The organism is Sphingobacterium sp. IITKGP-BTPF85 (assembly GCF_001006065.1).
In the GTDB taxonomy this organism is placed as follows: Bacteria; Bacteroidota; Bacteroidia; order Sphingobacteriales; family Sphingobacteriaceae; genus Sphingobacterium; species Sphingobacterium anhuiense.
Window position 1 is genome coordinate 1 of sequence record NZ_ASZT02000156.1, and the last position, 11,900, is coordinate 11,900.

Sequence of the window (11,900 nt, forward strand, 5' to 3'; positions counted from 1 at the left end):
AAGTTTTGTCGCCTTTAATTAATGTCCAGCAATGCTGATCCTGAATTAACTTGTAATCCTGATTTTCATATTCATATTCTTTGACGTGTTTTAAGACAATGCTTTCTGGGCTTTCTTTTAGAAAAACCTCTGCAGCATGTTTCTTATCATCAATAATCAGAAATGCCGCTGTTTCATAGCTATCTGAATTATTAACGATATCCAATTGTATCTGTTCAAAAGGCCTAACACAGCTATCTTTTAAAGTTGACCAAGTGTATCCTGCACTGGCGATACAGCCGTGCTTGTCTTTATCACCGCCCACTGTCGCTGTTTCTTTGGATTGGGCAGCCTCCTTGTTCTTTTGTTGGCATGAAACGAACAAAAGCGAAGCAACCATGATACTGTTAAGTAAACGATTCATATATGATGGTGTTTTGAATTGAGAGTATTCCTACACAAATTGTACCATATAAAATATACCTTTTTGGTAGATAATTTTTCATAAACCTTTCTTTTGTCAAAACGCTTCTTTATTTTTATAAGAATAAGTAATTACCTAAACAAAATAAACACAAAAAAATATATGAAAAAGCCAATTGTTGTTATCAAGTTTGGCTCAGCTTCTATTACGACAGCGGACGGGGAGGTAGATGAACGGATCGTATTGGAGATTGCAAGACAGGTTGCTCAAATACAACAGAAATATAATGTCGTTCTGGTTTCTTCAGGAGCAGTTGCGGCAGGGAAAAAGTTTTTGACACGGTATTCGGGGACTTTGTCAGAAAGAAAGGCTGCAGCAGCTATTGGTAATCCTTTGTTATTGCAAATTTATAGTACTTATTTTCGACCCTTTAAAATTGCTTTAGCTCAAAGTTTATGTGAGCGTCAGCATTTTGCAAATAGGAATCAATTTGTGCAATTGAAAAATACTTATGAAACTTTATGGAAAAATAACATTATTCCTATTGCCAATGAAAATGATGTGGTGAGTAATAAAGAATTGAAATTTTCTGATAATGATGAGTTGGCGACTTTGATTGCAGTTGGCTTTGGTGCTGAGCAAATTTTATTTACAACTTCGGTACCCGGAGTTATGGATTCGGAAGGAATAGTTATCCCCGAATTAAAAGTGATCGATAAGGCGGCACTTTCTTTAGCAAGAACAGATAAGTCTTCTGTCGGTCTTGGTGGTATGACGTCAAAATTAAATTTTGCACGGTTGGCTAATCAGATGGGGATACGGGCTGTTATTTTTAGCATGCAAACTGAAAATGCCTTGCTGAAGGCGATCGAAGGTCAAACGGGTACGATCTGCATGGCACAGCCTAAAAAGGTTTCTTCCCGCAATAAATGGTTAGCAAGTGGAAGTTTAATTAAGGGTAAAGTAATTATTGATAGAGGTGCTGTAGAGGCACTTTTGCAACGAAAAAGTCTCTTACTTGTTGGTGTTAAAACCTGTGTTGAACAGTTTGAGGAAGGTGAAGTGTTCCATATTTTTGACGAAGATGATCAAATCATTGCTGTTGCTAAATCTAAGTGGGATATGGGCGATTTAATGAAGAATGTAAAACGTAAAGATATCATCTTAGCACATGCTGATGATATCGTATTGTTATAATATGGAAAATATCACAGAGCAATTAGAAGCAGCATTGGCTGCAACAAGGGATATAAGTCAATTGGATTCAGATACAAAAGCACATATTTTAACTGATCTGGCAGAGACATTGCGAGCACGGGTTACTGCTATTCTATTTGAAAATGAAAAAGATCTGAAATTATTAGATGCAGATGATCCGAAAAGGGATCGGTTGGTTTTGAATGCCGAAAGGATAGAGGCTTTGGCAAAAAGTGTGTTGGATGTTGCTAAACTTCCTGATCCTTCCGGAAAGTTATTAAACCAGCAGATTTTGGATAATGGTTTATTGTTGGAAAAGAAAGCAGTTCCTTTGGGTGTAGTCGCGGTTATATATGAGTCTAGACCGAATGTGACTATTGATGTGGCTGCATTATGTATTCGCTCGGGCAATGTTTGTCTGTTGCGGGGTGGCACAGATGCTTTTCATACAAATCAGATATTGGTTGAGATCATTCAAAAAGTTTTGATTCAGCATCATTTAAACCCAAATATTGTTCAATTACTGCCAACAGACCGGAAATTTGTACAAGAATTACTTACGGCAACTAAATTTGTGGATATTATTATCCCCCGAGGTTCGCAATCATTGATTGATTTTGTTCGTGCGCATGCTAAAGTACACGTTATTGAAACAGGTGCTGGGGTGTGTCATACCTATGTAGAGCAATCAGCAACAATCGATAAGGCTGTTGCTATTGTTGCTAACGCAAAAATATCCCGACCTTCTGTTTGCAATGCATTGGATACGATATTATTAGATGAGGAGATTGCTGATTCATTTTTAGATGGAATTATCGTTCCCTTTGAAAAGGAGCGGGTGGAAGTTTTTGCTGATGAACGGAGTTATGCTATTTTAGAGCGATTGGGATATCCTTATTTGCAACAAGCAAATGAAGTTGATTTTGGGCGTGAATTTTTAGATCTTAAATGTTCAATTAAGATATTAAACGGACTGGAACAGGCTTTGACGCACATTGCTACTTATTCCTCCCGTCATTCAGAATGTATTGTCTCCAATGATTCTGAAAAATTGGAACGATTTATGAATGCTGTGGATGCTGCTGCAGTGTATGCAAATGCCTCCACGCGATTTACAGATGGTGGAGAATTTGGTTTAGGAGCTGAGATCGGTATTTCTACACAAAAGCTTCACGCTAGAGGACCTTTTGCCTTAGAAAAATTAGTGACTGAAAAATGGTATGTAACGGGTAATGGACAAATAAGATAGTATGGGAATTAGATTTGAAAGTAATTCATTGTTGAATTGGACAAATGAAATGGGTAAGTTTTTGAGATTACTTGTCGATGAACAGCATGTTTTTGATGAGCCTTCATCAATTGTATTTGATAAAGCTTACGATGAGTTTTTTAAAAAAAGCCGTCAATTTTTCTTGACGGTAACTGATGAAGCTTTATTTAGCTACGCGAAAGAAGATCTGGAAGTGGAGCAGATAAGACCATTAGCATTGGTACTGATGCACGATGGTTTGAAAAGTAAGGACGTTCAAGAACAGCAAATCTTATTTCTAAAATCTAAGTTGTTATTAAATTATGTAATGAAAGAAACCTCTAGCTTTGCATTTGAAGATTATGGCTATTTAGCAACAATAGATGGTAAGCTTGTTTAATGGCAGATAAAATTTGATCACTTTTTAATCTGCTATCCTTAAAATAGAGGAAAATTTACAGATTCACAGGGCATGACCGGTTACCCCGTGAATCTTTTTATTTTAGTATCTCTCTAGCGATGACTAATCGCTGTATCTCAGAAGTTCCTTCATAAATCTGTGTGATCTTTGCGTCACGCATCAATCTTTCTACATGGTACTCTTTTACATATCCATATCCACCATGGATCTGAACGGCTTCAATACTTGTTTTCATCGCAACTTCGGAAGCATGTAGTTTGGCCATTGCCGCTTCTTTGCTGTAGGGCAACCCTTGATCTTTTGTCCATGCTGCTTTATATGTCAATAGTCTTGCGGCTTCTATTTCAACTTCCATATCTGCGAGTTTAAATTGGATAGCCTGATGATCTGCAATTGGTTTTCCAAAGGTTTTTCGCTCTTTTGCATAAGCAAGAGCGAATTCATAAGCACCTGCGGCGATACCTAATGCTTGGGCCGCAATACCAATTCTACCTCCATCTAATGTTTTCATGGCAAATTTGAATCCAAATCCATCTTCACCTATGCGGTTTTCTTTAGGGACTTTAACATCAGTAAATAAGAGTGAGTGGGTATCTGAGCTTCTGATGCCAAGTTTATTCTCTTTTGGTCCGATTGTAAAACCAGGCATCCCTTTTTCTACAATCAGTACATTTATGCCGCGATGTGCTTTTTCGGGATGCGTCTGTGCAATGATGAGGCAAATATCGGCATTACCGCCATTTGTGATCCAGTTTTTAGTGCCATTTAAAAGGTAATGATCTCCTTGATCTATTGCTGTTGTGTGCTGAGATGTTGCATCTGAACCCGCTTCAGGTTCGGATAGGGCAAAAGCACCTAGCTTTTCTCCAGAAGCTAAAGGTCTTAAATACTTTTCTTTTTGCTCTTCGGTGCCGAAAGCTTCTAAGCCGTAGCATACGAGAGAATTATTAACAGACATGATCACTGCAGCTGATGCGTCGATTTTAGCAATTTCTTCCAAGACCAAGGTATAAGCTAATGCATCAAGCCCTGCACCTCCATACTTACTGTCGACCATCATGCCCATAAATCCTAATTCACCCATTTTCTTCACCTGGTCGTAAGGGAATAGTGCTTTCTCATCCCGTTCTATGACACCCGGTTTTAAATCCTGCTGCGCGAAATCTCGAGCAGCTTCCTGAATCATGCTATATTCTTCGTTTAATTCAAAATTCATAATGTGTACATTGGTAATGGTTTGTAAGTAAATATACTTATTTTATTATTATGCTCGCATAATAAAGTTTAATAATTTTTAACAGGTTTTTGTAAAAAACAAAGCTTAGATTTTGTTATAAATAAAAATCTACTATATTTGTAGAGTATATAGTGTATTACGAATTTAAAAAAGAAAGATATGAGTTTAAGATTAGGAGATGAAGCGCCAAATTTTAAAGCGCAGACGACAATAGGAGATATTGATTTCCATGAGTTTATTAAAGATAGCTGGGTTGTGTTTTTTTCGCACCCTTCTGATTATACACCTGTTTGTACAACTGAACTTGGACGAACAGCGAAATTAAAATCGGAGTTTGATAAAAGGGGTGTGAAAGCAATCGCTTTAAGTGTTGATCCTGTTCAAGATCATTTGGATTGGATACAGGATATCAACGAAACCCAGAATACTACTGTTAATTTTCCGATTATTGCTGACGAAGATCATCATGTATCCGAATTGTATGATATGATTCACCCCAATGCTTCTGCAACGGTAACAGTACGTTCGGTATTTATTATAGGGCCAGATAAAAAAATTAAATTAACACTAACGTACCCTGCATCTACCGGTCGTAATTTTGATGAAATATTACGTGTTATTGATTCTTTACAGTTGACTGCCGATTATTCTGTAGCTACACCTGCGGACTGGAAACATGGAGAGGATGTGATTGTGGTCCCTGCTATCAAAACAGAGGACATCCCTGCAAAGTTCCCGAAAGGCTTTAAAGAAATCAAACCTTACTTAAGAACAACTCCACAGCCTAATTTATAATTAGGAGTATATTATTCATAAAAGCATCAATTGAATTGATGCCTTTTTTTATGGGTATTAAATGTGATTAATATACTTTCACCATGTATATATAATCTTGCATTCTTTTTATTTGCTCTGTTCTTGAAAGACCAGAGAGCATATTTTTCTTATTTAATTTTACTTGCCCTTGCAATGAATCGGCAGGTATTTCATCTAATGCTTTCAATATCGATTTTGTTTTGATTGCAAAACCGGCACCATCAATCCCTCTTTGTTTACCGGAGATAATACCGATAACATTTCCTTTGGTGTCCATTACTGGACCACCGCTGTTTCCTGGGTTAACAGGGATTGAAATTTGATAAGCGATTGTATCACCCGCATATCCTGTCGATGAACTCAAATATCCTTGCCCGTACACGGCCTCATCCCGTGGGAAACCTATCGTATATATATCTTCCCCTAAATCTGATGCTGCGGTTTTAAAGGTGTATGGTAAAGTTTTGCCTCTTTTAAAGTTAGCATCTTCAATTAGTAGTATCGCTAAATCATTGCTGGCGTCCGAATGGATTACCTGTGCTTTATAAGATTCACCTTTATTATTTTGCAAATAAATAGAATCGGCACCACTTACAACATGGTAGTTGGTCACGACATAACCATTATTTGAAACCATAAACCCTGTAGCTCCATATTGACTGGCAGAAGATTCACTTGCTTTGGTTGATTTATTATTAATACTTTTCAGCGCAGCATTATGTTCGTTGACATCTTTCTTTACATTATTCATGTCACGCTTCAATGCACTGTAATCAGTATTGGCTTTGTCAATATTCTTATAATATCCTGAAATCCATAAGGTGGAAAATACGGCAACTACGGCTACCGAAGCAGCTACTAATGAACTTGCTTTCAATTTTTCCCACAAAGAGATTACTTTTGTTTGCTTCATCGGAATCACTTTCGCCTGCTGATGCGATTGGTGATAACTTTTAGCGGACTGTGCGAGTTGCTGTTTGAAATCAATACGTGACTGTGTATCTTTAAGATTGTCAAGAAATTGACGGTGTTGCGTTAGCTGTGCCGAGAAAGAAGGGTTTTCTGCACAGAAAGATTCGAAAGAAGCACGCTCTTCTTTTATCATTTCATCCCTGAGATAGCGATCTGCTAATTCAAAAAACTCTTGTTGGCTCATCATACTCATTGTTTGTTATACTAATTTTTTTACTGCATGAAAAATAGTTTTTTCAATCTTTGCAGGCATTTGTATTTTTGAGTTTTGGCATTGTCTGTATTGGTATATCCAAACTTCTCGCAGATCTCCTGCATGGAATGGTTCTGGATATAGAAATCGTGGAGAATGGTTTTACAAGGTTCTCCTAAAAGAGACATTGCATGTTCCATTTGTTCAAATTTTTTGTCAAGCTCCTGATGTCGCTCGATATCATCGTTATCCGGCAACGAATCTTCATAACTGCGGATATCTACTGATCCAAAACCTGCACGATTTAACTGCTTAAGCCAAAGTCTTCTGCAAATCGAATATAGATAGGTTTTAAGTTTACTGCTTAATTCAAAATTACCTTTAGAAACCTTGTCATAAAGAACAATCACGGCCTCTTGGAAGATATCTTTTGCCTCATCTTCGCCTCCGTTATTTTGAGAAATCATATGGGCAATAGATGGATAGTATAATTCATATATTGCATCCAATGCAATACTACTACCCGATTTAATACCGGCTATGATTTGCTCATCATTCTCGAGCTTATTTGATTTACTGATCTTACTCACCTATTAATACCTTAATATAACTAATAGTAACCCAACGAGTTTAATATTTATGATGTTTGGTAGAAAAACCCATTCTACGTAGGGCCAAACCTACTCTTTTTTTTGATAAGCGTAAATTTTTTAAACGAAAAAAATAGTGGTTTCGTGTGCATCAAGTTTATTTTTGATTTTGGACACTCAGCCGTTTATGAAGCTTTCCTGATTAACTTTTTGAACAGAATGGAACTTATCCATCTTTATATATATAAATTTTACGCAATCGAATGATTAATTGTAGGTACTTGTATTTCATTATATTGCTTATATTTTTGTGGACAACCTCTATTTAATAAATGAATATGATCAAATCATTATCTATGCGAATAAGCTGTGTCATGGCAGTTTTATTAGCATTGGCCTTTCAGGTGAACGCACAAATCGGAGATCCGATTGCGGGCTTTCGTTATGGGGTCGAAACGATTCCAACAGGTAAAGAGTGGGAGTCTCCCCAAGACCTCGCGCTCAATAAGGAGCAACCCCATGCTTATTTTTTCTCTTTTAAAGATGCTGATAAGGCTCGTAAAGTATTACCGGAAAATAGTGAGTATTGGCAGTCTTTAAACGGTACCTGGAAATTTAATTGGGTAAAAACTCCTGATGAAAGACCGAAGAATTTTTTTGATCCTAAAGCAGATGTAACAGCTTGGGATAATGTTGGTGTTCCGATGAGCTGGAATATAGCGGGTATTCAAAAAGATGGTACGCTAAAATATGGTGTGCCTATCTATGTCAACCAACCGGTTATTTTTCAACATCAGGTAAAAGTGGATGACTGGCGCGGAGGTGTTATGCGTACTCCTCCGAAGCATTGGACAACGTATATCTATAGAAATGAAGTCGGATCTTATAGACGCTCATTTGAGGTGCCAACCAATTGGGACGGCCGTGATATCTATATTAATTTTGATGGAGTAGATTCATTTTTTTATCTATGGATCAATGGGAAGTACATCGGTTTTTCAAAAAACTCACGTAATGTAGCTTCTTTTAATATCACTGATTATTTGAATAAGAAAGGTGAGAATGTTGTCGCGGTAGAAGTATATCGAAATTCAGATGCCTCATTTATTGAGGCTCAGGATATGTTCCGTCTTCCAGGAATATTCAGAACAGTTGCTTTAACATCAAAGCCGAAGGTTCAGATTCGTGATGTTGTCGCTATTCCAGATTTGGATGAAAAGTATCAAAATGGAACTTTAAGTATTAAAGCAGAAATCTTAAATAAAGATAAAAAAGTTGCTAAAGGTCATCAGATTAAATATAGTCTCTATGCGAATGAACTTTATAGCGATGTTAATACAGCTGTAAAATCTATTTTGGTATCTAGTGATGTGGTAGATATTAATCCGAATACCTCATCTATCGTTAAAGCTACTCTTCAAGTTGAAAACCCCAATAAATGGTCAGCAGAGCGTCCATACCGGTACACACTTGTTGCTGAATTAAAAGATAGTAAAAACCGTACAATAGAAACATCTTCTCTTTATGTTGGTTTCCGTAAAGTGGAAATTAAAGATACAAAGGCTTCTGATGATGAGTTTGGTTTGGCAGGACGTTATTTCTTTGTAAATGGTAAAACTGTAAAATTAAAAGGGGTAAATCGCCACGAATCAAATCCTGAGAAAGGAAAAGTGGTGACACATGAGCAGATGGAGCAAGAAATCATCTTGATGAAGAAAGCGAATATCAATCATGTTCGTAATTCACATTATCCAGATGATCCATATTGGTATTACTTATGTGATAAATACGGAATCTATTTAGAAGATGAGGCTAATATTGAAAGTCATGAATATTACTATGGCGATGCTTCTCTTTCACACCCTCCGGAATGGAAGAATGCACACGTAGCACGTAACTTGGAGATGGTTCATGCAAATGTAAATCATCCTTCTATTGTTCTCTGGTCATTGGGTAATGAGGCCGGCCCAGGAAACAACTTTGTAGCGGCATATGATGCGATTAAAAAATTTGATACATCACGTCCTGTTCAGTACGAGCGTAATAATAATATCGTTGATATGGGGTCGAACCAATACCTTCGATCGAATGGGTTCGTCAAGCTGTAAAAAGGCAGTTTAAGATGAAATACCCGTTCCATATTTCCGAATATGCACACTCTATGGGGAATGCATCAGGTAACCTGATTGATTATTGGGAAGCAATTGAATCGACAAATTTCTTTATGGGCGGAGCTACTTGGGATTGGATCGATCAGGCCATGTATTATTATGATAAACAGTCTGGTGAAAAGTTCTTTGCTTATGGTGGTGATTTTGGTGATAAACCTAATGATGGAACATTTGTCAATAATGGTTTGATTTTCGCAGATATGAAGCCAAAGCCACAATATTATGAGGTAAAGAAAGTTTACCAGAATGTGGGCGTTAAGGCTGTTGATATTGCACAGGGTAAAATAGAAATCTTTAATAAGAACTATTTTGTTTCTTTAGCGGATTACGATATCGTTTGGTCTTTATATGAAAATGGTGTGGAGATACAGAAGCCTGTCTCAGTAGTAAAGGGTGAAACAGTTGGAGCACGTGAGAAGAAAGTGGTTACATTACCTTTGGACTTTCAAAAATTAAATAAACAATCGGAATACTTTGTTAAAGTACAGTTCTTATTAGTTAAAGATCAATTATGGGCAGCTAAAGGATATTTACAGATGGAGGAACAGTTGTTTGTTAAAGCTGCAAGTGAAAAACCTACTATAGCTGCTGTTCAGACAAACGCTAAACTAAGCATCGTTGATGAACAAAAGTTAAAAGTAATTAAAGGTTCAGATTTCATTATTAAGTTTGATACGGAAAATGGTAGTATTTATAGCCTAAACTATGCTGGTAAACAGGTTATTCGTGACGGTGAGGGACCTAAATTAGATGCTTTCCGTGCACCAGTAGATAATGATAACTGGGCTTATCAGCAATGGTTTCAAAAGGGCTTACATAATCTGAAGCACAAAGCATTATCCAGCTCGATCTACACGAGACAAGATGGAGCAATCATTCTATCATTTATGGTCGAATCGCAAGCGCCTAATGCAGCGACTATTCATGGTGGTACTTCTGGAACATATACGATTGAAGAACATAAAGACAAACCTTTTGGCGCTAATGACTTCAAGTTTACAACAAATCAGGTCTGGACAGTATATCAAGATGGTTCGCTCGAATTAGCCACTAATGTGACATCCAATGATGAAACGTTAGCTTTAGCCCGATTAGGTTATGGTTTGCAGCTACCAGATCAATATAGCAACTATACGTATTACGGAAGAGGACCGATCAATAACTATGCAGACCGTAAAACTGCACAGAATATAGAGTTACATACGTGTACGGTTAAAGACCAATTTGTTCCATGGCCCAATCCTCAAAGTATGAGTAATAATGAAGAGGTGCGTTGGACAGCTTTAACGGATGAGTCGGGGTCTGGTGTGGTCTTTATTGCCAAAGATCATATGTCGACATCTGCATTACCGTGGAGCGAGATGGAAGTTACCTTAGCAAGTCATCCCTATAAATTACCAAAAAGCTCAGGTACACATTTACATGTGGATGCGGCAGTTACCGGTTTGGGTGGAAATAGCTGTGGGCAAGGACCTCCATTGGAACAAGATCGTGTGAAAGCAAAATCAACTTCGTTTGGCTTTATTATCCGTCCTGTTGCTAATCAGGATTATCGTCAGAAGTCTCAGGTATCTCTAGCGGGTGATGTGCCGATCTCGGTGTCAAGAAGCCGTAACGGTGATGTGCATATCGCAAGTGAGCAGGTAGGTGCGGAACTATATTATACCATTGGTAAAGGAAAGCCACAAATATACAAAGCTCCTGTTAACTTACGTGAAGGTGGTATTGTGACAGCATGGGCAAAGGGCAATGAGAAATTGAAAGCTTCCTTCCAATTTCCTAAAATAGAAAGTATCCCGATGCAAGTTGTATTTGCTTCGAGTGAAGAAACAGGGGAAGGTGAAGCTTCTAATTTATTAGATGGTGATCCAAGTACAATTTGGCATTCGATGTATTCTGTTACTGTGGCACAATATCCGCATTGGGTAGATTTTGATGCGAATGCAATTAAAACCATTAAAGCTTTTACCTATACCCCACGTCAAGGTGGTGGTAATGGTACCATTAAAGGCTATAAATTGCAAGTGAGTACAGATGGTAAGAATTGGAGCGAGCCAGTTGCTGAAGGTAATTTCGAAAATAACGGAAAACCGAAGACAGTAACTTTGGCTAAGCCAGTAAAAGGTCGTTTTATTCGTTTTACAGCATTAAGTTCGCAAAATGGACAAGACTTTGCTGCAGCAGCGGAATTCTCTGTGAGCGCAGAATAATAGCTTTATAATAAAGCAAAAGAGAAGCCTTCGTATGCCTTGCATATTAAGGCTTCTTTTTTTTGTCAGTATCTATATATTGATAGGAATTTTAGAGTGTACATTTAATTTAGACAGTTAGCCAATGATAAGCTTGTCTTGCGCTATTATGAGTCAAAAATGATATTTAGGGACGAGTTACCACAATAATCTGCTAGATCTATCTCTGAGTTTGAAAAATAGATTAAAAGCGTTAAAATAATAGGGTATTTAGATGTTCAAGATGTTGAACATGTTTTACTTTATGCATATTTCGTATAGCTATACTAAAAGCTATCTATAGAAAATGTAATAAAAAAAGAACAGGTGAATTAGGGAGAAATCCTAATAAACAAAAAAAGCTTTCAATTTGCATTGAAAGCTTTTTTATTCCAGCGGTCCGGACGGGACTCGAACCCGCGA

General features: G+C 37.3%; 10 protein-coding genes. 6 read left to right on the plus strand and 4 right to left on the minus strand.

Annotation, left to right across the window (positions count from 1 at the left end; all coding sequences use genetic code 11):
* A partial coding sequence (locus L950_RS21400; RefSeq protein WP_021192436.1) for a hypothetical protein occupies positions 1 to 403 on the minus strand: 403 nt, incomplete at its 3' end.
* Between the two features lie 162 nt (positions 404 to 565).
* On the opposite strand from L950_RS21400, the gene proB reads away from it, so the two are divergent.
* The 3 genes from proB to L950_RS21415 are packed head-to-tail and all read left to right on the plus strand — an operon-like array spanning position 566 to position 3,249.
* Positions 566 to 1,600, plus strand: coding sequence for a glutamate 5-kinase (proB, locus tag L950_RS21405; protein ID WP_021192437.1), 1,035 nt, complete (start codon positions 566 to 568; stop codon positions 1,598 to 1,600).
* A gap of 1 nt (position 1,601) precedes the next feature.
* Positions 1,602 to 2,849 (plus strand): glutamate-5-semialdehyde dehydrogenase, encoded by a 1,248-nt coding sequence (locus L950_RS21410; RefSeq protein WP_021192438.1) that lies wholly within the window; start codon positions 1,602 to 1,604, stop codon positions 2,847 to 2,849.
* A 1-nt stretch (position 2,850) separates the two neighbouring features.
* The gene (locus L950_RS21415; RefSeq protein WP_031289890.1) at positions 2,851 to 3,249 is read left to right on the plus strand and encodes a hypothetical protein; all 399 of its coding nucleotides are present in this window, start codon (positions 2,851 to 2,853) and stop codon (positions 3,247 to 3,249) included.
* Positions 3,250 to 3,346: 97 nt separating this feature from the next.
* Here L950_RS21415 and L950_RS21420 read toward each other — a convergent pair whose 3' ends face one another.
* The gene (locus L950_RS21420; RefSeq protein ID WP_021192440.1) at positions 3,347 to 4,486 is read right to left on the minus strand and encodes an acyl-CoA dehydrogenase; all 1,140 of its coding nucleotides are present in this window, start codon (positions 4,484 to 4,486) and stop codon (positions 3,347 to 3,349) included.
* A 180-nt stretch (positions 4,487 to 4,666) separates the two neighbouring features.
* On the opposite strand from L950_RS21420, the gene L950_RS21425 reads away from it, so the two are divergent.
* Positions 4,667 to 5,302 carry a peroxiredoxin gene (locus L950_RS21425; RefSeq protein WP_021192441.1) on the plus strand — a complete coding sequence of 212 codons (636 nt, stop codon included), beginning with the start codon at positions 4,667 to 4,669 and terminating at the stop codon, positions 5,300 to 5,302.
* A 67-nt stretch (positions 5,303 to 5,369) separates the two neighbouring features.
* On the opposite strand, the gene L950_RS21430 is transcribed toward L950_RS21425, so the two are convergent.
* Positions 5,370 to 6,482, minus strand: a complete 1,113-nt coding sequence (locus L950_RS21430; RefSeq protein ID WP_031289893.1) for a trypsin-like peptidase domain-containing protein — start codon at positions 6,480 to 6,482, stop codon at positions 5,370 to 5,372.
* A 26-nt stretch (positions 6,483 to 6,508) separates the two neighbouring features.
* The gene (locus tag L950_RS21435) at positions 6,509 to 7,078 is read right to left on the minus strand and encodes an RNA polymerase sigma factor (RefSeq protein WP_021192443.1); all 570 of its coding nucleotides are present in this window, start codon (positions 7,076 to 7,078) and stop codon (positions 6,509 to 6,511) included.
* 374 nt (positions 7,079 to 7,452) lie between these two features.
* Here L950_RS21435 and L950_RS30960 point away from each other — a divergent pair, with 374 nt between their 5' ends.
* A complete protein-coding gene (locus L950_RS30960; protein WP_197086614.1) occupies positions 7,453 to 9,186 on the plus strand; it encodes a glycoside hydrolase family 2 protein in 1,734 nt (577 codons plus the stop codon).
* A 14-nt stretch (positions 9,187 to 9,200) separates the two neighbouring features.
* Positions 9,201 to 11,459, plus strand: a complete 2,259-nt coding sequence (locus tag L950_RS30965; RefSeq protein WP_197086615.1) for a discoidin domain-containing protein — start codon at positions 9,201 to 9,203, stop codon at positions 11,457 to 11,459.
* Positions 11,460 to 11,900: the final 441 nt, after the last annotated feature.